This window comes from uncultured Alistipes sp., from assembly GCF_902388705.1.
In the GTDB taxonomy this organism is placed as follows: Bacteria; Bacteroidota; Bacteroidia; order Bacteroidales; family Rikenellaceae; genus Alistipes.
The window spans coordinates 51345-74690 of the sequence record NZ_CABMQJ010000006.1; the positions used below are offsets into that span (position 1 = coordinate 51345).

The following is a 23346-nucleotide window of genomic DNA, read 5'->3' on the forward strand; positions in this document are numbered from 1 at the left end:
GCGTGCTGCGTACTGCGACGATACTCCTCTGCCTCGCCTGCGCCGCGCCTGCCGCCGCGCAGCGCGACACGACGGAGCGTCCCATCGCCATCGAACGGGTGGAGATCGCAGGCCGCCGTCCGATGAAAGAAATCGGCGTACAGCGCACGGAACTCGACACAATCGTCCTGCGCGACAACATCACCGCTTCGCTGGCCGACGCGCTGGCCGTCGGCTCGACGATTTTCATCAAATCCTACGGCCGCGCCACGCTTGCCACGGCCTCGTTCCGCGGCACGGCCCCCTCGCATACGCAGGTGACATGGAACGACATGAAAGTCAACTCGCCGATGCTGGGACAGGTGGATTTCTCGCTGATACCGGCCTATTTCATCGACGACGCCACCGTTTACCACGGTGCCAGTTCGGTGGGCGTCACCGGCGGCGGACTGGGCGGTGCCGTGACGCTGGCGACCCAGGCACCCACGGAGAAGGGGCTCGGACTGCGCTACGTACAGGGCATCGGATCGTTCACCACGTTCGACGAATTCCTGCACCTGACCTACGGCGGAGCGAGGTGGAGCAGTTCGACACGCGTACTTTACAGCACTTCGGACAACGATTTCAAATTCCGCAACTACGACACCAAAGATTTCGTCACGGACGAAAACGGCAACATCACAGGCAGTTATTACCCGTTGCAACGCAACCGCAACGGCGGATTCCGCGACCTGCACGTCCTGCAGGAACTCTACCACACCACGCGGGGCGGCGACCGGCTGTCAATCGCGGCGTGGTACCTCGACTCGCACCGGGGGCTGGCCATGTTGAGCGGCGACCGCAACAAATCCAAACAGAAAAAGAACACGCAGGACGAACGCACGCTGCGTGCCGTCGCGGGCTGGGAAAGGCTTCGCAGCGGCCTCAAGCTCGGGGCACGGGCCGGCTATACCTATACGGATCTGCGCTACCTGCTGCTGGCCGACGCGGAGGGCAAAGGCAATTTCTCCGCCATGACCGACGCCCGGAGCCGCATCCACACCCTTTTCGCCAAAGCCGAAGCGGAATACGCCGCCGGCGAGAAGTGGCTCTTCTCGGCGAATGTCGCCCTGCACCAGCATCGCGTGCGCAGCGGCGACCTTTCAGTAATCAACAGCAACGGCCTGCGGGCCGATACGCTGTACAAACAGGAGCGGTTCGAGCTTTCGGCATTCGCCGCCGTCAAATGGCGGCCCGCACCGCGGCTGGGCATCGCCGCCGACATCCGGTGGGAACTTTACGGCGACCGCACGACACCCGCCATTCCGGCCCTGTTCGCCGACTACCTGCTTTCGCGCCGGGGCAATGTCGTCATCAAGGCATCGGCGGCGCGCAACTACCGCTACCCCACGCTCAACGACCTCTATTTCCGTCCCGGCGGCAACAAGGACCTCAAACCCGAACGGGGCTGGACATTCGACGCCGGCATCGAAACGGCGCTCAAGGGCGACGACCGCTCGCTGCGCGCCTCGGCCACGGTATTCGACTCGCGCATCGACGACTGGATACTCTGGATCGGCAGCCCCAAACTGGGTATCTACACGCCGATCAACATCCGCCGGGTACACAGCTACGGCGCAGAGGCCAAACTTTCGGCCGACGCCGCGACCCGCAGCGGCTGGCGGCTGCTCCTCGACGGGAATTTCGCATGGACACGCTCGATTAACCGGGGCGACAAATTCAGTCCGGCCGACCGCTCGGTAGGCAAACAGCTCGTCTACATCCCGGTCTACTCGGCGGCGTTCATCGCACGCGTACAATGGCGCCGCTGGGAGGTGGCCTACAAATGGAACTGGTACAGCGAACGCTACACCATGTCGAGCAACGACCTGGGCGTGCTGGGCCGCGTGAAGCCCTATTTCATGAGCGACCTTTCGCTCGAAAAGCGCCTCGAATGCAGGCTGGCTTCGTTCTCGCTCAAAGGCTGCATACACAACCTGCTCAACGAAGAGTACGAATCGGTACTTTCGCGCCCGATGCCGCGCCTCAACGTTTCGTTCTTCATCGGCATAACCCCGAAATTCCGCAAACGATGACGCTCCGCGACCAACTGCTCGAACTGTGCGAGCCGAAGTACATGAAATTCACCTCGGCGCTGATGCCCGGCGTCGAAAACGTGCTGGGCATACGCCTGCCCCTGCTGCGCAAAATAGCACGCGAAATCGCCGCCGGCGACTGGCGTGCCTACCTGGCCCAAGCCGGAGACTTCTACTTCGAGGAACGGATGCTGCAGGGAATGGTCATAAGCTACGCCCGCTGCGACCCGGCCGAAAAGCTGGAGCACGTGGCCCGGTTCATCCCCAAGATAGACAACTGGGCGGTCTGCGACTGCTTCTGCTGGCGACTGAAAGCCGCGGAGCGGCAGCCGATGTGGGAGTTCATCCGGCCCCGCTTCCGCTCCGAAGCCGAATACGAAGTGCGTTTCGCCGTAGTGATGGCCCTGGGGAATTTCGTCGACCAGGCGCACATAGAAGACCTCCTGCAGCTGCTCGACGGCATCCGCCACGAAGCCTATTACGCCCGCATGGGCGTGGCATGGGCCGTATCGGTCTGCTACATCAAATTCCCGGAGCGTACGCACGCATGGCTGGAGAGCTGCTCGCTCGACGACTGGACGTTCAACAAGTCGCTGCAGAAAATCGTCGAATCGTACCGCGTGAGCGACGCAGCCAAGCAGGAAATACGCGCCATGAAACGGCGCAAATAATCCGTATACAGGCCGCAGGCGGCATCTGCGCCGCAGAAAATCGTGCGGCACGGCTCACATTCGCAAAATAATGTTACCTTTGTGTAAGAAATTCCAAAACAAGCCCCTATGCGCAAACTGGTAATTATCCCGACCTACAACGAGAAAGAGAATATCTCGGCGATGATCGACAAGGTATTTTCGCTGCCCGAACCGTTCGAACTGCTCGTCATCGACGACGGCTCGCCCGACGGCACCGCCGCCATCGTCAAGGAGCGCCAGAAAGAGTTTCCCGCAACGCTGCACCTGCTGGAGCGCAGCGGCAAACTGGGCCTGGGAACGGCTTACCTGATGGGATTCCGCTGGGGACTGGACAACGGTTTCGACTACATCTGCGAAATGGACTGCGACTTCTCGCACAACCCCGACGACCTGGTGCGGCTGTACCGGGCGGCGGCCGAGGGCAACGACGTGGTGGTCGGCTCGCGCTACGTCGAGGGCGTGAACGTGGTCAACTGGCCTATGTCGCGCCTGCTGATGTCCTACTTCGCGTCGATGTACGTACGTATCGTCACGCGCATGCCCCTGCGCGACGCCACGGCAGGCTTCGTCTGCTATTCGCGCCATGCGCTCGAAACCATCGACCTCGACGCCGTGAAGATGAAAGGCTACGGATTCCAAATCGAAATGAAATATTCGGCATGGCGCCTCGGGCTGAAACTCAAGGAGGTGTCGATTATCTTCGTCGAGCGCCGCGAAGGCTCTTCGAAAATGAGCGGAGGCATTTTCCGCGAGGCTTTCTTCGGCGTACTGGGGCTTCCTTTCCGCAAAATCGCAGCCGCAAAAAGACCGTAACGCCATGCAACAGGGACACCTCGGGCCGCAGCCGGGTTCGAACGGCTCCGTTTGGCGGCGAATCGGCGCGTTCTTCCTCAACCCGCGCAACCTTTATCTGCTGGGGCTGCTGGCTGTGCTCGGACTGACCTTTTCGGAGGTGGCACACGGACGGCACAGGAATTTCATGATTTTCGCCGAATCGACCAGACTCTTCTGGAACCACATCGCCCCCTACGGCGACAACTGGTCGCAGTTGGCGCCCCACCTCGACTACTACCTCTACGGGCCGCTGTTCAACGTGCTCTTCGCGCCGTTCGCCTACCTGCCCGCATGGCTGGGCCCGTTCGCTTGGAACGTTTTCAACTTCACGCTGTGGTTCCTGGCAATCTTCACCCTGCCCGGACGCTTCACGCGTCAGGAGAAGTGCAAGTCGTTCCTCTTCACATTCCTGATACTGGCCTGCACGCAGCTGTCGTTCCAATACAACGTGACGGTCGCCTGCATGTTCCTGTTCGCCTATTCGCTGCTCGAACGCGACAAGGCGTTCTGGGCGGTACTGCTGATTATGATTTCCGGATTCACCAAGATATACGGCATCTTCCAGCTGGCGATGCTCCTTTTCTATCCGCATTTCTGGCGCAACGCGGGCTACGCCCTGCTCATCGCCGTCGTGCTGGCCGCGGCCCCGGCCGTCGCCATGCCTTTTTCCGGGCTTCCGTCCTATTACGGCGAATGGTTCGGGGCGCTGATGTCGCACAAGGACACCCGCACGTGGATGAACGTCTTTTACCTGCGGCCGCTGAACCTGCTTCCCTACCGGACATACGTACAGGCGGGCGTCCTCGCCCTGCTGGCCGTCGGCGTGCTGGCCAACCGGCGCAAATGGCAGGCCCCGTTTTTCCGCATCGCGAGCCTCGCCGTCCTGATGGGATACGTCATCCTGTTCAGCAATTCGAGCGAGGGGCACACCTATGTAATCTCGCTGATCGGATACCAGCTGTGGTACTGGACGATGCACCGGGCCGGGGCGCTGACCCGCGCGGACAGGCTGCTCTACTGGGCGATTTTCATCGTAGTGGTCGTCATGCCCGTCGACATTCTCTGCCCGCCTGCGGTGATGCGCATTTTCTACGGAATCCAACTCAACCTGTGGCTGCTCGTGGCGATGTGGCTGCGGATCTGCTACACGGCGTTCATCCGAACGCCCGAACGATTGGCCGGGCCGGCACAGGCGGCATAAAAAAGGCGGGATTCGAATCCCGCCTTTTTTCGTTCCGTCCCGTTGCACCGGGCTGGTTTTCCGCTGTGCCCCGGCAAAAGAATCAGAACGTAAAGAAATAGTTCATAAAGAAGTTCCAGAACGTGACCACGCCGATGGCGAACAGTTTTGCCAGGTAGAAGTTCAGGCGGAAACGGCCGTGCAGCACATAGATGGTCAGGTTGTTTATCAGCAGACCGATGGCGGCGATACCCAGGAAACGGAGATACTGTCCCGCAATATCCGGGTTCTCGTTGTGGAATGTCCAGATGCGGTTCAGGATGTAATTCGTGGTCGAGGCGCAGAGGAAGCCCACCGAGTTGGCCACGTATTTATTCAGGCGCAGCCACTCCTTGCAGACATAGGTTATTCCGAAATCGACAAAGACTCCGGAGCCGCCCACGACACAGAATTTGATGAATTGTTCTATCATTGCGCAATAACCTCCGTGCGGAGGGGTTTTCCGTTAAACCAGTTCGTATATCCCTCGCGGCGCAGGGCAAATCCCGCATCGAAATCCGCCCCGGCCAACTGTGCCGGAACGACGAATTCGACATCCCGTACGATTTCCTCCTCCGCAGGGATGATAAACCGCTCTCCGGTGTCGAACTCCTCGACGCGGAAACGGCCGTGTTTCCAGAGCATCACGAGCGAACGGTCGCCGCCCAGTTCGATCCGGAACGGATAGGGATTGGCAATCCGCAGCGAAAGGCGCAGCGTATCGCCTGCAGCAACCCGCCCGGGTAGTCCCGTGAAGGAGATGTCCACCAGGCGCGTCGGATGGAAATGCGGATCGTCCAGCCACGTGAAACGTTTGCCGTTGGGCAGCACGACGCTGTGAACGCGGCCCGTCGTATCGGAAGGGTCGTACGGCGTTTCGACCAGCACCTCGCGGCCCGTAAAACGCGAATCGTCGTCCCGGAACTGCCACTGGTGCGTCCGATAGCGGACATTGGGCTGGCAATACGCCTCGGCTCCGGTATAGAAAGCGTATTTGGCCGCGACGGCATACCCGTGGCGGAAAACGACGGGACGCCCGGCGGCGATTTCGGCGATTCGGCCGTAACTCGTGCGGTTGTCGAACACCTCGAAACGGATACCCAGCGGATTGAAAATCATTTCGAGGCGTACCAATGCGACCAGCGCTATGGTCACCCATCCGGCCCGCATCAGGTAGCGGCGTGTGCGGGGATGGCGGCGGGCATAGGTAAAGAGCGTATAGAGCAGGCCAAAAACAGCCACAATCACCCACTGGGGCTGCACGTACCCGCGGAACGTCGTTATCAGGAAAAAAACGATGAACGCGACGGGAAGGAATTTCAGAGCCCGGCCGACGGCATCCTGCGGCTTCACGGCAATCCATGCCCGGACGTACAGCGGCACGAAGAACGGATTGAACACCACGAGCAGGTTCAACAGGTATTCGGCCACGTAACCGGGGCGGAATACCGAATTGCGGCCCGCGAGGTGGTACGCGAACGAAGCCCAGTCGTGTTCGTACTGCCACATGAAATGCGGCACGAGCAGCAATACGGCCACCGCGCCGCTCACGTAGAGGGCCGGACGCAGCAACAGGCGGGGATTCGCCGCAAGGGCGAAAAGCACGACCAGCGCCCCGTGGTACTTGCTGTATGCCATCAGGGCCATGGCAATGCCCATCCAAAGCCATGCCCACCGCCGTTTTTCGGAGAACCACTTGAACGTCAGCAGGAACAGCGCCGCTGTCATCATCAGCGGGCCGTCGGGTACGGCGATAAAACCGTAGAGCTGCAACATGAGCGTTGCGGCCGACAGTACGACATAAAGCGCCGCATCGCCCCGGTCGGCGTCGGCAGGGCGGATAATGCGCCACAGGATATAGAGGCACAGCGGCTGTAAGGCCGTAAAGAAGAAACGCACGCCCAACTCCCCGCCGAAAAGATGCTCTCCGAGCCAAATCAGCAATGCCGTCATCGGCGGATGGTCGAAATAGCCCCATGCGAGGTTTTCGGCGAACATGTGGTAATAGGCCTCGTCGTTGGCCAGTTCGGAGAAACCGGCCTGCACGAGGTTGCACACCCACCATACGCCGAGCCAGAGGGCTACCAACCCGTCGGCGCCGAGCGACGCACAGATCTTTTTGAGCGATGCTTTCATACAGACGACAAAGGTAACAAAATTTATCGGTTTTGCGCCACACGCAGTCGAAAGAGGCGGCCGGCCCGATAAAACCCTACTTAACGGAGGCGTTGCCGAAGCACTGCAAAACGAACGGAGCAAGTCGCAGCCACGGAGAACGACCTTGCCATACACATCGGCGAGCTCAAAAGCATCCTGCAGGAGCTGAACATCCCCGCCGCCGACTGAAATTCCCGCAAAACGAAACAACAGGCCCTGTAAACCGCAGGGCCTGTTTCATGGAATCCGGCAGCGACCGGTTTCTGCCGTCCCGCCTGTTCCCGGAGGCCCTTTGTTCCGACATTTTTATCCGTGGGGAATGCACCGAACGAAAAGAAATATTACTTTTGCAGGTGATGAAATACGCTGCCGCCATATTTTTTTGCCTCTTCGCCGCCGGATGCGGGAACAAGGCCGCAGAGGGGCTTTTATCCTCGGCGGAACGGTTCGTCAACGACCGTCCCGACAGTGCCCTGCAAATACTCCGGGGCATCGACGCCGCCACGCTGGCACCTGCCACGGACGCCCGGCGGCGCCTGATGCTCGCACAGGCCTGCAACCGCGCGGGGCAGAAACTGCAAAGCGACTCGCTGATACGCCCTGCCCTGGACTACTACGAGCGCAGCGGACACGGCACCGGTGCGGCCTATGCCTGGTACTATTACGCGCAGGCGCACCACAACGCCGGAGATCTCAAGGAGGCAATCAGAGGATATACGCAGGCGACCCTGTATGCGGAACGCCACCGGCAAAACAACGGCATGTCCGAACTGCTCGGCGCGCTCTACCACACGCTGGGGCTGCTCTACCTCGCACAGGGATATGACACCGAGGCCGAGGAGATTTTCACGAAGGCCATCGCCGTGGCACAGGAAAGGGACGACGCGGAGTTGGAGGGATACAGCCGCTTCATGCTCTCGTCGGCCCAGTACACCGCCGGGCGCTATGCGAAGGCTATCGAAACGCTCGCCCCGCTAATCGAGGCGCGCGACACGCTCGCATTCCGTTTCTTCGCCCAGCAAATCACGTTACAGAACCTGATATACCACACTTTCGCCGAAGATCTAACGCCGGAACAGCTGCTCGGAGAACGCGCGCGCATCGACCCCGGGGAAATCAGGACGGCGCCGCTGACCCACGGGGCGGCATCGGCCGACGACAACGACCGCACGCTCTACGACATCGCCTCGGCCGTTATTTTCTACCGGGCCGGGCAAACCGACTCCGCCCGCTACTACATCGACCGTTCGCTGGCGCAAATTTCGCACTTCGACCGGAACAACGTCGGCCTCTACACCATCGCTTCGGCCATCCACCACCAGCGCGGAGAGGACTCCCGTGCCCTGTCGTACGCAATGGAATACATCGACAAACGCGATTCAATCGACCAGGCGCAGCGGGGCGCGCTGGTCGCCGAACTGGAAAAGAAATACCGCACGGCGAACGAAACGGCGCTGCGCGAAGCGGGCCTGCGTTACCGCGCATGGATTGCCACGCTGGCCTGCCTGCTGCTCGCCGGAGCCATTGCCTGGGCGGTCGTCGGCTACCGCCGCAAACTCCGCCGCAGGGACGCGCAGTTGAGCGAATACCTCGCACTGCTGGACTCCTACCGCGAATCGCACGACAGCCTCACCTCGCGGCTCGACGCCTCCGACGAACGGGAAGCCGCTGTCAAACGTTCGCTGGAGAGCCGGTTCGCCCTGCTCCGCGACATCGCATCGACCTACTACACCTACGGTGAGAGCCAGCGCCTGACGGCGAAGATGAAAGAACTGGCATTGAGCCCGGCCATGCTCGCGGATATCGTCCGCATGGCCGACCTTTACAACGACGAGGCCGTCACCCGCCTGCGCAGACAACTGCCCGGATGGACTGCGCGCAATTACGATTTCGCGGCACTGGTCATCGCGGGCTTCTCGCCGCAGGAAATCAGCGTCATGCTCGACATGACGCTGAACGGCGTCTATACGCTCAAATCGAAACTCAAGCGGAGGCTCGCCGAGTCGCCGGCCGCCGACAAGGCGTTTTTCATCCGTTTTTTCCAATAGGCAAGGCCGCCCCGCAGCCCGGCAAGATCTCCGTCCACAAACCCACCTGTCATTCAACGCCTTACAAACAACGCGGCAAGAATAATCCTGCACCGGCAAGCCGGTTTGCCGCTTAACTTTGCAATTGGAAAACCAAACGAAAAAATCCAAGCGAAGTTATGAAACGTATCCTGCTTTTACTCGTATATTCGGTAGCCCTCCTCGCTGCGGGGCGGAGTTCCGCACAAAGCGTACGGGGTCGCGTGGTCGACCAGGCGCGCCAACCCATCGTGGGCGTGGCAATCGTAATGCTCGACGCCGACTCCACCTATGTCGCCGCAGCGGCTTCCGACGCCGACGGCCGCTTTTCGATTCAATCCGCCGTACGGCCTTACCGCCTGCTTTTCCAACATCTCGCCTACGAAATGCAAACGCTCGCGTCCGATTGCGACGACACGGGCGAAACCGAGCTGCACGAAAGCGCGAATTCGCTCGAGGCAGTCGTCGTCGAGGGAGAGAAACCCATCGTGCGGGTCGAGCAGGGACGGCTGGCCTACGACCTGGAGGCCGTATCGAAAGGCAAGGCGGTGAACAACGCCTACGAAGCCCTTGCCAAACTGCCGGGCGTCAGCGAGCAGGACGGCACCCTCACGCTCACCGGAGCCGGAAGCGTCGCGGTAATCCTGAACGGGAAACCCACGACGATGAGCGCCGAACAGCTCGCCTCGCTGCTGCGGTCGACGCCTGTCGACCGCATCGAAAAGGCCGAAGTGATGTACAGCGCACCGCCGCAGTACCACGTGCGCGGCGCGGCAATCAACCTCGTCCTGCGGCGCGGCAGCGAACATGCGTTCTCGGGCGAGGTGCACGGCAACTACACGAACCGGTTTTACAGCAACTGGGATGCGGGCGGAAACATCGTTTTCACCGCTCCGAAGTGGTCGGCCGAGGCGACCTATTCGACCGGGCAGGTCAAAGCCAAACGCATCATCGACCTTAACTCGCAGCATACGCTCGCCGGCAGGCTGCACGAAATCATCCAGAACCAGAATATCACGAACGAAGCCACCTGGCACCAATTGCGTGCCGCCGCGGAATACGCCCCCGAGGGCAAAGGCCGTTTGAGCGCGGCGTATACCGCCTCGTTCACCCCGCGCAACGACGGGCTCTCGCGGGCAACCGGCAGCCTCGTCAATTCGGTCAGTTCGCCCCGCGGCGACAATGCGATGCATAACGCCTCGCTGCGCTACACCCCGGTTTCCGGCCCCGACCTGTCGCTCGACTACACCCGTTACAGCAGCACGCAGTCGGCGGCCATGCAAAACAGGTACGCCGACGGAAGCGAAACGGCATTCGACGTCTTATCGGGCCAGACCGTCGACCGCATCAGTTTCAGCCTCGACCAGGCGCACGGCGTCGGCAAAGGATGGGAGCTGACCTACGGCGGCGTATTCGGCTGGGCGGGCGATCACGACTACCAGCACTACACGTTCCGCGAGGGCGGTACGGCGGCCGAAAACACCGATTCGCACCTCGACGAATACACCGCCAACCTCTATGCGGGTTTCAGCAAACAATTCTCCAAAGGCAGCTTCTCGTTTTCGGCCGCAGGCGAATACTACCGATTGGGCGGTTACGACAACTGGTCGCTCTATCCGCAGGCGACGCTGCTCTGGACACCGGCCGAGGGGCACCTCCTGCAGTTCTCGCTCTCCTCGGACAAAACCTACCCCTCCTACTGGGAGATGCAGGAGGCGACCTCCTACATCGACGGATATTCGGAAATCCGCGGCACGCCCGGGCTGCGTCCGTCGAAAAGCTACAGCGGGCAGGCGCTTTATATGTACAAACAGAAATACATCTTCATGCTCTTCTGGAACGAAATGCCCGACTATTTCATCCAGACGGCATGGCAGGCGCCGGACAGGCTGGCGCTCGTCTACCAGACGCTCAACTGGAATACCAACCGCCAATGGGGCGCGAATGTAATCCTCCCGCTGCGTATCGGCAAATGGCTCGACACGCGCCTGACCCTGACCGGGCTGCGGATGACCCAGCGCTGCGACACGTTCCACGACATGGCCTTCGACCGTTCGAAGTGGCTGGGCCGGGGAGAGCTCGACAACACCATCCGCCTGATCCGCAAACCCGACCTGACGCTCGAACTCTCGGGACATTACCAGACGGCGGCCATCCAGGGCACCTACGACGTCGATGCCTCCTGGAGCGTCAACGCCGGGGCCAAGTGGACTTTCGACAAAGGACGCGCAACGCTCTCGGTACGGTGCAACGATATTTTCGAGCACTCGCTGCCGTTTGCAAAAGTCCGCTACCGCGGGCAATACCTCGACATGGACTCCGGAGCGTATACACGTTCGGTTACGGTGCATTTCGCCTACCGTTTCGGCAGCTACAAGGAGAAAAAACACCGAAAAGTGGATACCTCGCGGTTCGGGCACTGACGCTTCCCGGCGCCCGGCACAGGAAAACGAGGCATACAGTGCCAGAACAGCCCGCACGCCCCGTATTCCGGACGGCAGCAGGGTTATCGCGCCTGCTCGACCGCAACGGCAACCGCAACCGTGGCGCCGACCATCGGATTGTTGCCCATACCGAGGAAACCCATCATCTCGACATGCGCAGGAACCGACGACGAGCCGGCGAACTGTGCGTCGGAGTGCATGCGGCCCATCGTGTCGGTCATGCCGTACGAGGCGGGGCCGGCAGCCATGTTATCCGGATGCAGCGTGCGCCCCGTGCCGCCGCCCGAAGCCACCGAGAAGTATTTCTTTCCCCGTTCACCGCACTCCTTTTTGTAAGTACCGGCCACCGGGTGCTGGAAACGGGTCGGATTGGTGGAGTTACCCGTAATCGACACGTCGACCTTTTCGTGGTGCATGACCGCCACGCCTTCGCGCACGTCGTCCACACCGTAACAGCGCACCTTGGCGCGCAACCCGTCGGAATAGGCCTTCTCGCGAACAATCCTCAACTCTCCGGTCGCATAATCGAATTCGGTCTGCACATAAGTAAAGCCGTTGATACGCGAGATAATCAGCGCGGCGTCCTTGCCCAGGCCGTTCAGGATAACGCGCAGCGGCGTCCTGCGAACCTTATTCGCCATTTCCGCGATTTTGATGGCGCCTTCGGCCGCCGCGAACGACTCGTGTCCGGCCAGGAACGCAAAGCATCCGGTTTCTTCACGCAGCAAGCGGGCCGCGAGGTTGCCGTGACCGATGCCCACCTTACGGTCGTCGGCCACCGAGCCAGGGATGCAAAATGCCTGCAACCCTTCGCCGATGGCCTCGGCAGCTTCGGCAGCCGTCTTGCAGCCCTTTTTGACGGCAATGGCCGCACCTACGACATAAGCCCATTTCGCATTCTCGAAACAGATGGACTGGGTCTGCTCGCACATCTTATAGGGGTCGATGCCTTTGGCTTCGCATAGGGCCTTGGCCCCGTCGATGCCGTTGATTCCGTATTTTGCCAGCGCGGCATCGATCCGGTCGATGCGTCGCTCGTAACTTCCAAATAAATTTGCCATGATTCTGTCGGTTTTTCGGATTCTACTCTTTGCGGGGATCGATGTATTTCACCGCCTCGGCGAAACGTCCATAGGTGCCTTTCGCTTTTTCGAGGGCTTCGTTGGCATCCATGCCCTGTTTGACCATGTCCATCACTTTTCCCATATGGACGAATTCGTAGCCGACTACCTCGCCGTCGGCATCCAGCCCCATTCGGGTACAGTATCCCTCGGCCATTTCGAGATAGCGCGTGCCCTTGGACAGCGTGCCGAACATGGTGCCGACCTGACTGCGAAGCCCTTTGCCGAGGTCTTCGAGCGATGCCCCGACCGCCAGACCGCCCTCGGAAAAAGCAGACTGGCTGCGTCCGTAGACGATCTGCAGGAACAATTCCCGCATGGCCGTATTGATGGCATCGCACACCAGGTCGGTGTTCAGCGCCTCGAGGATGGTTTTGCCCGGCAGGATTTCCGAAGCCATCGCCGCAGAGTGGGTCATACCCGAGCAGCCGATCGTTTCGACCAGCGCCTCCTGAATGATGCCCTCCTTGATGTTAAGCGTCAGTTTGCAGGCCCCCTGCTGCGGTGCGCACCAACCCACGCCATGCGTCAGTCCGGAAATATCACGGATCTCTTTCGCCCGTACCCATTTGCCCTCTTCGGGGATCGGAGCCGACGGGTGATTGGCTCCTTTCTTGACGCAGCACATGTGCTGCACTTCCTGTGAATAAATCATAATGTCCGGTGTGTATTTATTATCGTAAAACAATTGCAAAACAAATCCCGTTACGACTCCTTGCATTCGTAACTTCCAATCGTATAGTCTGTTTATTTACCGTCATAATACCTACATTCAATGGTTCGGACCATTATCTCGTAGGTATCATCAGCACACCCCGACCGGGCGGCGGTTAAAGGCAGATACCATTGCTGTATCGGAACAAAAGTATCATTTTATTCGGAATTATTTTCCGGTTTCGCGGAAAACATGTCCAAGCAGCGACCATGCATGACTAAATAAATACACCAAGCTGTTATAAATAAACTGCTTGGTGTTTTACAAAAGCGCCCCATATGTGCCCGGCTTCCTTAAATATGGATTTTCAAAGAAAAATCAGGCAAATAAATATTGTGTATTCAAAAAATGCCCAATATTTGCCCAATTCAAGACAAATAAAAATGCCAATAATTTGACAATCAAATCATTGGCATTTTTGAAAAGTACCCGGAGCCGATACACAACCTATATAATACTATCCAAGCAAAAGAATATAAAATACTTATTATTAGCATTTTATAAATATTTACAACTCTGCCATTTGAGCTTGTTTTGAGTGTTTTTCGTTATTTTTTACACCTTTATTACACCCTGAATTAAAAAATAATTATATATCTTTGCACCATAAGATCAGGAAGATACAAAACTACTAAATTCCGGGATTATGGCAAAATTGCAAGCAAAGACCAAAGAAAATCCAAAATTGATGCAAAAAACGCTGGCCGACGGTCGGCAAAGTTTGTATCTGGAGTATTACATGGGTTACAACAAGGTGATCGACGAGGTGACGGGTAAAGAGCATATCAAGCACATCCGCTCGAAAGAATACTTGGGGCTTTACCTGCTGCCGAATCCCCGCACACCGGAAGAACGCCAAAAGAACAAGGAAACGTTAGCCCTCGCCGCAGAAATTCGCATCGACAAGGAAAAGGTGTTGGTTGCCCGTCGGTACGACAAGGCCGCACCCGTGAAGCAGAAAATCAATTTTCTGGAGTTCTTCGATGCCTATGTAAAGAGCTACAAGAAGAAAGACATTCGGATGATGGAGGGTTGCCTGCGACGGTTCCGGGGATTTCTTGCGGAATCCTATCCGAGCATGCAGACCAATATCAAGCCAGATCAGATGACCAAGGAGATGATGATCAAATTCGTGGACTATCTGCAACAGCACTCTTTCGGCGAGGGGGCAAGGGGATTTTTCCAACGATTCAAAAAGGTTATCAAATATGCCATAGACCAAGACATTCTGCTAAAGAATCCCTGTACAGGCGTTCCGTGCGTTGTTGATGACACAGCATTAAGAAAGGACGTGTTAAGTCTTGAGGAGATTGCACAACTCGCAAATACCCCGTACCAGAATACCGACATCCGCCGGGCGTTCCTATTCTGCCTGTACGCAGGATTGAGGTATTGCGATGTGGTCGATCTGAAATACAGCAATGTCGATTATGCCAACAAGACAATTCGTTTCGATCAGAACAAGACCACCGGGCACTCGACGCATTCGATCGTGACGATCCCATTAAGCAATACGCTCTTGAAGCTGATCGGCGAACGCCCCGAAAAAGACGGGGTGATCTTCACGTTGCCGAGCCACACCGGATGCCTAAAGGCACTCCGCATCTGGGTTGCCCGCGCCGGGATTGAGAAGCACATTACATGGCATTGCGCCCGCCACAGCTTTGCCGTGAATCTACTCGGCGAGTGTCACACCGATATTAAGACTGTCGCGTCCCTGCTTGGCCACAGCGGATTAAAGCACACGGAGAAATACACCCGTGCCGTCGATTCGCTCAAAGAAAAGGCGGTTAATGCCTTGCCGGAGTTGACAATTTAAGTTTTTAATTTATATTTGCGATAAAATCAATAAGTTATGGGGAATATACAGGACATCATAAGAATCTTTTCAGCTAATATCCTATTGGCTGCAAAAGAAGATTTATCCGTCAAAATATTAGCAGAGACGCTTATTATTAACGGATTAGGTGGACATCAACCAATTAAAGAAATGACAATAAACAATGTAGTTGATTATCTTGCTCATCATCATAAACAACAAATTGATTGTCGAAAAAATTTGTCGGACATAGAAAAAGAAGCGGAAAAAAGAGCAATAGATACCCAAAGTGAATTCTTAAAACAAGGAATCAAAGAAACATTTAAAGCACAGGCCTTGCTTCTTTGACATGAATATCAATTTTCTTGCTTCACTCAACAATAGGCAGTTAACGGCCTTGACCGAGTTGTTCAACGGCCAACGTGTATTCCAGCCAGAAGTCGATACAAATACGGTCGCCGCCTTGTTCATGTGCAGGCTCAAAGAACCGTTGATCGTTTGCAATGCCCGTACACTTTGTTACATTTTCCACATCTTGGGCGAAGAGCAGTTAATTACTCCTATTTGGCAAGCCGTAGCAGCAAAGCATAAGTGCTTCGTATCGCTCAACGGCAAGCCCATAAGCCGCAACACGCTCTCAAGTGCAAAGTATTGCGCAATCAATTCCGACTCTCCCTACAGAGCCTACCTTATCAAAAGCTACATCGGCATCCTAAAAAACACCAAATAGCCCTTACAGCATCCCCGCAAGGACTCTTTATCCAGCCAAGAGTGAGCGAGAGTGAGCATATGAGAACAATCCGCCTCAATCACCCTTATATTTGCCGCTGATAATTTATTCCATGTCTAACTAAAAAACTATCTATGGAACATGAGATCAGTATGGAGCAGCGGCTGAACCGCATCGAGCAGTTGCTCGCAGGGCAGAAAAATGTCCTCACTTTCGACGAGGCTTGCACTTACACCGGGATTTCCCGGACGTACATGTACAAGCTGACCTGCGGGAGCCGTATCCCGCATTACAAACCCAACGGCAAAAACATCTATTTCGACCGGGCGGAGTTGGAGCGCTGACTGCTCCAGAACCGAATCAAGCCCGCCGCGGAGATCGAGCAGGACGCAGCCAATTATGTGGTAAATTCCAAGACCTAAAGACGGGATCAGCAACTATCGCCGACCTCGCCCTACGAGATTTTGCGGATCTCTTCGGGCGAAGGTCGACGAATCTTTCCAACGGCCCGCACTCCCCATAGGGTAACAATAAAGTAGGGTGGTAAAGTAGGGTGGCAAGTTTGTGTTTTCGTAAACGAAAACCGCCCCTCTCCCGTTGGTCGGCGCGTCATCCCGTTGGTCTAATCATTAAAAAAGAATCTATGAAACGTGAATTGAACAAGGGCGGCCGTCCGGTGTTGGAAGCCGCCCAAAGACAGAAGTACATCGTCAGCGCAAGGCTCGACAGCGAACACTATTTCCGGCTGAAGAAGTTAGCCCGCATATCGGGTTGCCGTCCGTCCAAGATTATCCGGCAGCTTATCGGGCGCGGGTGAGTGCGTGAGCGGATGCGTCCGGAACATCTGAATTATATGGCGCAGTTGAAAGGTATTGCCCGCAACCTGAATCAACTCACTCGCTCAGCCAATGTCGGCGGATTTGCGGCGGTAATTGTGTCCCACACGGCAATCATTACCGAGATCGAGGACTTTCTAAAACAGGTGCGCCATGATCGGTAAGATTATCGCCGGATCATCCTTTGGTGCGACGGTCGGCTATGTAATGAAAGAGCAGTCGCGGATATTGAGTTTTGAGGGTATTGAGCCGCCGAACGTGCAGGACATGGTGCGCGATTTCAAAGACCAGACGCTATTGAATCCCCGGATCAAAAATATGGTCGGACATATATCGTTATCCTTCTCCCCGAAAGATGCCGACCGACTGACCGACCCGGTTATGGCGCAGATTGCACGGGAGTATATGGAGCGCATGGGGATTCGGAACACGCAGTTTTTGATTGTCCGGCACACCGATCAGGCGCATCCGCATTGTCATATCGTCTATAACCGGGTCGGAAACAACGGGCAGACCATATCGGACAAGAATATCAAAATCCGGAACGGCAAGGTTTGCAAGGAGCTTACAGCCAAGTACGGCTTATACTATCCGAAAGGCAAAGAGCAGGTGCGGCGCGAACGGTTACGCGAGCCGGACAAGACCAAATACGCCATTTACGATGCCGTACGGGATTGTCTGCCCGGTTGCAAGTCATGGGGCGATCTGGAGGCGCGATTGCAGAAGCAAGGTATTACGACAACGTTTAAGTATTGCGGGAATACCGACCAACGACAGGGCGTATTGTTTGGTATGAAGGGCTACACCTTTTCCGGCTCGAAGATCGACCGGGCTTTCAGCTTCTCCAAGTTAGACCGTCATTTCTCGCAGGCACAGCGGATCGTTACTCCCGTCGCACAGCCCCGCTATTCGGCGCAGGCGGTCGGGAATTTATCCGCAGCAGCAGGTCGTTATCGTTCGGCGTTCGCCGGGTTGTTCGGCAGTCGCAGTAATTCGGGCGAATCCGTCGATTTGGGCGGCTTCGGCGTGGCGGGCGGTATAACTTTACCGCCGGGCGGGTGTTGCGACGCAATCGCCCCGGAACAGATGCAACGGAGGATCGGGGAATCCCACGAGGAACACATAGCACGAATTACAGCCCTGATCCGGCAGGCAACCGAAGCGATGCTTGCCGAGCAGGCCGAGCGCAGTCGAAGAATCCGGGAACAGCAAACCAAGAAACGTCAAATTATAATACATCATTAAAGTATGGCAGAGGAAAAAACAGTCGCATTGGATTGCGACCAGTACGAAGATTTCAAGGAAGAGTTTATCAAGGCTTTCAAGGCCGAGATTGCAAAGACACAAGGCGGCGGCGATAATACAACCCTGATGCAGCGGATCGACGAAATAGCCCGTGTGCAGAATCTTTCGGCGGAGCAGATCACCAATTTTATCAACCGTATCGGGCAAATCGAGATTAAACCCGTGGTCGAGGTACAGCCGCCCGACATGACGGATATAAACAGGGCTTTCGGAAAGATCAACGTCAGCACGGAGATACTCGCCGAAGCGATGAAGCGGATAAATGCCGAGGTAAAGGGTGCATTAAGCGACGAGAAGATCAAAAAGGCAGTACAGCTGTTCGTAAGCCGCGAGGTGGAGAAATACAAGGAGATGTTGGACAGCTATTGGACGCGTATAGATAACACGTTAGATCATCTGTTGCAACGTATCCCTTACAATTACGATATTAACAAACGGTTGGTTCGGGCGTGTGTATGACTGGCTCTGACTGCCGGACTATCCGTTGCGGGGAATGTCTGGCAGGCCGTAAACAACCGCCAATACCGGGCGAACGATTGGAAATACCGATATATGCAAGCCGTTTGGCACGGGGAAGTACCGCTTATCAACGACCTCGATCGGGCATTTGACCAAGGCGAGAACAAGTATATTGGCATTATAAAGCAAGAGGTAAGGCAGTATGAAAAGGAGATTAAGGAACGCGGCGCGGCAATCGTAAACCAAGAGCGGACGAAGGCCGGGAAAGAGAAAACAGAGAAAACAACGGCCAAGAAAAAGTAGGATAAACAGAACGGGGGCTTGCGAGATTGTCAGTGATCTCGCAAGCCCCCGTTCGTTCAAATGATTGACTGCTTATTGCTGTTCGCTCAACTCTTTATAAAGCTCCAGCCGCAGGCCGCAGTAGTTTTCGATGATATGGCCCATTTTTTCGACACGTTGCAGGTGCATTTCCAATTCCTGCGGCGCAACATCGAAACAAATATCATAGCGAGCCTTTACCAGAAAACTCTTCAGGCGCGGCAGCGTGAAGATATTTTCGATATGGTTATCGTCGAAAACCAACATCAGTTGCGTCGAGAGCGTCCGCATCCGTTCGTGCATCACGACCAGATCGTGAATATCGAACTCCAGCCCGTGATAAACATAATAGAGCGTATGATAAAAGTAGACTGTAGCCTGCGCCATGAACAAGGCCGCCAGACGCATATTGCGGCTTTCGCTGAAGGCGTCCTGCGCCTGTTCGATCAATTCGTTGCCCAGCATCCGGAAAGTATCGAAATGAAATTTGGCATCCGCATAGGCTGTGGCAAAGTTGATCGGGTGTTTCGGGTGGCGGAAATGGTAGTGGTCGCTGCAATAGAGCAATTCGCCCTCGGAGTGGGCAAAGTAGAGGAACGGTGTTTTATTCGACTCGACATAGTTCAAAGGCATAATGTAGAGATTGATATAGGTGATCTCGCGCCTGCTGTACGGCACTTTGTAACGCAGGATGCGTTTTGCCTGAATCCAATCGTATTCGGGCGTTTCCCGCACGACCATCAGCAGGTCATAGGCCATGGCGTCGCTATGGCGTGTGCCGCCGACCAATTTCCCGAACAGCAGGATATATTCGGGATCGAAATAGCCGTCCGTCAGGCAATTCACAATTTGGGCGGCTTCGGCAGGATCGTAAAGTCGTTCGGCGGGCTGTTCGGGTTGCGGTTCTGGCTTTGGAGCGAGTTGCCCGGTCGGCTGTTCCGGAGAGGGTACGGGCTGTTGTTCGGCTTGGGTGTTTTCGGGGGTTATGCGTTGCGCAGATTGTTCTTGCACAGGGTTTTGATTCGTTTCCATTTGATTGATTGTTTAAAATTTGACATAATGAGGGCTGTCCTTATCGTGCGCAACGCACAACAAAGAGAATAGAGATTTGATTAGCAGTTACTTGCTAATCCGGCGGGTGAAAATGGAAACGAATTGAGAGGTTGCACGGCGGGAACCGCCTGCGGCTGGCCTTGCGGCGTGTCTGTACTGGAGTACGGACGATGTGTAGTGTTCGCATATAAAAACAAAAAATGTGCAGCTGCGAACACTACACAATCTCCCTTTTACAGGCTACTGCAAGGTGCCGTTCACGGGATTGCTCCCCAACAGCTCTGCACACATTTTTAGCGGTATACTTACAGTACACCCTATAAAAGGTCAATCAATCATGTAGTATTCGCAAATACAAAAATAGTAATTATTTTGGAATTTTAAGAATTTACAATTAATTTAGTATAATAATCTATTCTTTTTATGATTAAAACCATTGATTTGCATGATAGAAAACAGGAGAACTGTAGAGTTATGATTTGTCAGCTATGTTCTGAAGAATATAATTGGCAAGATCGATCGGGACTCCTTTTTTTACAAAATAATGCACGAATAACAGATAAGATATCTGAATTATTAAGAATCGCAAAACATCACTCAGTTGACTTAGTTATATTTCCGGAATTATCAATTCCAGAGGCGCTAATTGGAAAAATTCAAGAATGGTCTAGAAACCAAGGGACTTTAGTTGTAGGTGGAAGCCACTATTATACAGATAATAATAATCATTATATACAAAGATGTCCTATAATAATTAAAGGTGATGTATTTTTTATCAACAAACTGACACCATCTCCGTATGAAATTTCGCCAATACAGGGAGAAGGACTGACCCCAGGCAAAGAAATTATAAAGTTCACGAATACGTTTATTGGAAATTTTGCAGTTTTGATATGTGCTGATTATCTGAATGATCAGATCAAAACTCAATTGAATTTAAACGAATTAGATATATTATGTGTCCCTGCATATCAGAATAAATCTAATATATACTATAATAGGATGCAAAGCGAATGTGAAACATCTTTACAGGGTATATATATACTATATTCTAATTTTTTGGGTAAAAAAAGTGATGGGAGTTCAGCCGTATTTGGTGTTATGGATAAAATTTTCACGGAAAAACTAAAAGCCTCACATTTATCTGATCTTCAACCTTCAAATAAAACACTTCAATTTTCAACAGAGACCGAATATATAATTTCCGAATTAGATTTACACACCAAAAGACCATTTAGAAATCGAAATATAGGCACAAAACCCAATATAAAATTTATATCATCTAATAACCAAATTAAATCAAAAGACCTAGCTTTTATCCAAAAAGTAGCCCATGATGACGAACGATATAAGCGCATAGAAGATTTATATGTTCCTCCTGTAGAGTATGATGAAATAACAGAAACTCTTAAAGAAAAAAATATTGTTTTTATCATTGGAGATCCCGGGATCGGCAAAACCTACACTGCAGTTCAATTACTCAAAACATATTACAATCAAGGGTTTGAGCCTATTTGGTTTGCAGGGTTAGAAAAAGAAGAGAGAGAAATTCAAAGTAAAGTTTTAAGTGACTATACGCCCTGCGACAATCAAATTGTATATTTTGAAGATCCTTTTGGTAGAACTGTATTCGAACGACGCGATAGTTTATTCCAGATTTTCTCACCATTAATGGATAAACTTGCCACGCTTAATAGCAAGGTGATTATCACGTCGCGCACCGAAATTTTTGAGAATTTTTCCGGAGAAAGTTTACTAGAAGATGAAATTCTATCGATAAAGCATTTACTAAACATTAGTAAACCATCATATGACTCACAAAAATTACGAGAAATATTTGATAAATTGGCAAGTATTATATGTGAATGGTACGATAATAAAGAATTTAGAAACATTGTATATCAAGCAATTGACTCCAACCAATTAACAACTCCTCTTTCAATACGAGACTTTATATACATATCAAAAGATATTAAAGATAAATCCCAATTAATTACCTTTTTAAAACATCGACAAAAAGAGGTTGTAAAAACATTTCAATTTGAATTATTACAGACCTCATACATAACAAAACTTGTCCTAAATTTGATATTTTTCTCTGGTGTAAAGGGTAAAGCATTTTTATCAACGTTATTTATTGATGTTTGTTCAAAATTACAACATCGCATAGGGTCAACAAATTATTCATTTAATGTCGAAATAAGAAGTCAAATAGGATACCGCGTAGAGCAATTTGGCTCTATTGCATCTGCGTATAAATTTATACATCCTATTTATGAAGAAGCGATAGAACAATTAATACGCCGCGATAAAGATTTCAATCAGATAGCCAAAACTACTATTGAATGTTTGGCAAAAATTGATCTAAAAATAGCATATGCAATAATCAACCGTAATATTAATAAATATCCAGAACTAGCATTACTTTTATTTCAACAAATCTTAGGAACTGATGTAGGGCAAATAAATATTAGCATGAGAGTAACCTTATGCTCCAAATTAATCGTAGCTTACTATAAGACAAAAAATTATGAATTTTTTGAAATATCTAAACAATATTATACCATTAATGAACTAGTAAATTCCTTAAATACCAGTTTTGATGGTTGGAAAAATTTACAACAAAAAATTCATTTATGCATTTTATTTAGAAACAATGCCCCTTCTGAGTTTGATACATCAATAATCCATTCTATTAATTGGGAATATATTTTCAGCCATCCAAATGATGAATACTTAAGCCCTAATAAAATAATCAACGTATTAGATATTATTCATACGCTAAAGAAATCTACAGTCCAAACTTTCATATCATCCAAAGGCAATCAGTCAATATTACGAGCCTACATTCTATCAAATAAGAGGGAAAGACATCGGCTAATTAACTTAATAAAGAGTACATCTCTCGAATCACAATTTTATGATTATGAATCTATCTTAGAGAAACTAGATAATGAGAAATTATCTAAAACTAAATTAATTGAGAAAGTCCTCTATTCAAATAAAAAATACTATGGCAAGTTTATTATAGATCAAGGCGCATCTATGGCAATTCGTCATCCATGGACAAATCTATTACCAATTGGTATTACAAAAGTTGTAGGTTCTTTTTCAGAAGGAACTGTCATAGGTGTATTTAATCAACATAACTCACTAATAGGCATAGGAATTACAGAATATTCATCAGCCCAAATGGAGCAGATTAAGTCCCATCATTCAGAGGAGTTTTTTGAATTAATTGGTTATTTTCATTCTTCTTGTGCAATTAGAAATAAATTTCTAAAAAGGTTTAGATCTAAATCCGAAGCTAGCAAATGGACCTACATAAATGAATCATGTAGCTAATATCGTGCTGACTAAATGATATTTCGCTTTCTGATTAAATAATTGCTATTCTTTACACCTTATTTACACCTCAATAAAATCAAAATGCCTATTAATCAAGTGATTAATAGGCATTTCCCGTACCCGGAGCCGGTTTTGAAGCGTCGAAAGATGCCGAATTATATAAAACCGGAAAT

At 52.8% G+C, this 23346-nt stretch carries 20 protein-coding genes and 1 riboswitch; of the genes, 15 read left to right on the plus strand and 5 right to left on the minus strand.

The window, feature by feature from the left end; genetic code table 11:
* Window positions 1–2: 2 nt before the first annotated feature.
* The 4 genes from QZT71_RS03535 to QZT71_RS03550 all read left to right on the plus strand — a co-directional run bounded on the left by QZT71_RS03535 (window position 3) and on the right by QZT71_RS03550 (window position 4781).
* Entirely contained in the window at window positions 3–2054 is a 2052-nt protein-coding gene (locus tag QZT71_RS03535; protein ID WP_295912513.1) for a TonB-dependent receptor, read from the plus strand.
* A complete protein-coding gene (locus QZT71_RS03540; RefSeq protein ID WP_295912514.1) occupies window positions 2051–2725 on the plus strand; it encodes a DNA alkylation repair protein in 675 nt (224 codons plus the stop codon). Before QZT71_RS03535 ends, QZT71_RS03540 begins: the two co-directional genes overlap by 4 nt.
* A 108-nt stretch (window positions 2726–2833) precedes the next feature.
* On the plus strand, window positions 2834–3559 hold the full coding sequence (locus tag QZT71_RS03545) for a polyprenol monophosphomannose synthase (protein WP_295912517.1): 726 nt from the start codon (window positions 2834–2836) through the stop codon (window positions 3557–3559).
* Window positions 3560–3563: 4 nt separating this feature from the next.
* On the plus strand, window positions 3564–4781 hold the full coding sequence (locus QZT71_RS03550; protein ID WP_295912520.1) for a glycosyltransferase family 87 protein: 1218 nt from the start codon (window positions 3564–3566) through the stop codon (window positions 4779–4781).
* Window positions 4782–4863: 82 nt separating this feature from the next.
* Here the strand turns inward: QZT71_RS03550 and QZT71_RS03555 are convergent, their stop codons facing one another.
* Together QZT71_RS03555 and QZT71_RS03560 are read right to left on the minus strand one after the other, a co-directional pair.
* On the minus strand, window positions 4864–5232 hold the full coding sequence (locus QZT71_RS03555; RefSeq protein WP_295912522.1) for a GtrA family protein: 369 nt from the start codon (window positions 5230–5232) through the stop codon (window positions 4864–4866).
* Window positions 5229–6935 (minus strand): glycosyltransferase family 39 protein, encoded by a 1707-nt coding sequence (locus QZT71_RS03560; RefSeq protein ID WP_295912524.1) that lies wholly within the window; start codon window positions 6933–6935, stop codon window positions 5229–5231. Before QZT71_RS03560 ends, QZT71_RS03555 begins: the two co-directional genes overlap by 4 nt.
* A gap of 377 nt (window positions 6936–7312) precedes the next feature.
* Here QZT71_RS03560 and QZT71_RS03565 point away from each other — a divergent pair, with 377 nt between their 5' ends.
* Window positions 7313–9004 carry a hypothetical protein gene (locus QZT71_RS03565; RefSeq protein WP_295912526.1) on the plus strand — a complete coding sequence of 564 codons (1692 nt, stop codon included), beginning with the start codon at window positions 7313–7315 and terminating at the stop codon, window positions 9002–9004.
* Between the two features lie 158 nt (window positions 9005–9162).
* Window positions 9163–11445, plus strand: coding sequence for an outer membrane beta-barrel family protein (locus tag QZT71_RS03570; RefSeq protein ID WP_295912528.1), 2283 nt, complete (start codon window positions 9163–9165; stop codon window positions 11443–11445).
* Window positions 11446–11528: 83 nt separating this feature from the next.
* Here QZT71_RS03570 and QZT71_RS03575 read toward each other — a convergent pair whose 3' ends face one another.
* Both QZT71_RS03575 and QZT71_RS03580 read right to left on the minus strand, forming a co-directional pair.
* Window positions 11529–12527: a GGGtGRT protein gene (locus tag QZT71_RS03575; protein ID WP_295912530.1), complete on the minus strand. Its 999-nt coding sequence runs from the start codon at window positions 12525–12527 to the stop codon at window positions 11529–11531.
* A 22-nt stretch (window positions 12528–12549) separates the two neighbouring features.
* The gene (locus QZT71_RS03580; protein ID WP_295912532.1) at window positions 12550–13242 is read right to left on the minus strand and encodes a hypothetical protein; all 693 of its coding nucleotides are present in this window, start codon (window positions 13240–13242) and stop codon (window positions 12550–12552) included.
* A 134-nt stretch (window positions 13243–13376) separates the two neighbouring features.
* Window positions 13377–13447, minus strand: a riboswitch (Fluoride riboswitch).
* Window positions 13448–13948: 501 nt separating this feature from the next.
* On the opposite strand from QZT71_RS03580, the gene QZT71_RS03585 reads away from it, so the two are divergent.
* The 8 genes from QZT71_RS03585 to QZT71_RS03620 all read left to right on the plus strand — a co-directional run bounded on the left by QZT71_RS03585 (window position 13949) and on the right by QZT71_RS03620 (window position 18754).
* Window positions 13949–15121 carry a site-specific integrase gene (locus QZT71_RS03585; protein WP_295912534.1) on the plus strand — a complete coding sequence of 391 codons (1173 nt, stop codon included), beginning with the start codon at window positions 13949–13951 and terminating at the stop codon, window positions 15119–15121.
* Window positions 15122–15157: 36 nt separating this feature from the next.
* Window positions 15158–15469 (plus strand): hypothetical protein, encoded by a 312-nt coding sequence (locus QZT71_RS03590; RefSeq protein ID WP_295912536.1) that lies wholly within the window; start codon window positions 15158–15160, stop codon window positions 15467–15469.
* Between the two features lie 516 nt (window positions 15470–15985).
* Window positions 15986–16195: a helix-turn-helix domain-containing protein gene (locus QZT71_RS03595; protein WP_083810164.1), complete on the plus strand. Its 210-nt coding sequence runs from the start codon at window positions 15986–15988 to the stop codon at window positions 16193–16195.
* Window positions 16196–16494: 299 nt separating this feature from the next.
* Window positions 16495–16668 (plus strand): hypothetical protein, encoded by a 174-nt coding sequence (locus tag QZT71_RS03600; RefSeq protein ID WP_295912543.1) that lies wholly within the window; start codon window positions 16495–16497, stop codon window positions 16666–16668.
* A 36-nt stretch (window positions 16669–16704) separates the two neighbouring features.
* Window positions 16705–16851, plus strand: a complete 147-nt coding sequence (gene mobC / locus QZT71_RS03605; RefSeq protein ID WP_295912545.1) for a plasmid mobilization relaxosome protein MobC — start codon at window positions 16705–16707, stop codon at window positions 16849–16851.
* The gene (locus tag QZT71_RS03610; RefSeq protein WP_295912548.1) at window positions 16841–17932 is read left to right on the plus strand and encodes a relaxase/mobilization nuclease domain-containing protein; all 1092 of its coding nucleotides are present in this window, start codon (window positions 16841–16843) and stop codon (window positions 17930–17932) included. Before mobC ends, QZT71_RS03610 begins: the two co-directional genes overlap by 11 nt.
* Window positions 17933–17935: 3 nt before the next feature.
* Window positions 17936–18451, plus strand: a complete 516-nt coding sequence (locus QZT71_RS03615; RefSeq protein ID WP_295912550.1) for a hypothetical protein — start codon at window positions 17936–17938, stop codon at window positions 18449–18451.
* 93 nt (window positions 18452–18544) lie between these two features.
* Window positions 18545–18754: a hypothetical protein gene (locus QZT71_RS03620; protein WP_295912552.1), complete on the plus strand. Its 210-nt coding sequence runs from the start codon at window positions 18545–18547 to the stop codon at window positions 18752–18754.
* Window positions 18755–18826: 72 nt separating this feature from the next.
* Here the strand turns inward: QZT71_RS03620 and QZT71_RS03625 are convergent, their stop codons facing one another.
* Window positions 18827–19804 (minus strand): nucleotidyltransferase domain-containing protein, encoded by a 978-nt coding sequence (locus QZT71_RS03625; RefSeq protein ID WP_295912554.1) that lies wholly within the window; start codon window positions 19802–19804, stop codon window positions 18827–18829.
* 444 nt (window positions 19805–20248) lie between these two features.
* On the opposite strand from QZT71_RS03625, the gene QZT71_RS03630 reads away from it, so the two are divergent.
* On the plus strand, window positions 20249–23170 hold the full coding sequence (locus tag QZT71_RS03630; RefSeq protein ID WP_295912556.1) for a PUA domain-containing protein: 2922 nt from the start codon (window positions 20249–20251) through the stop codon (window positions 23168–23170).
* Window positions 23171–23346: the final 176 nt, after the last annotated feature.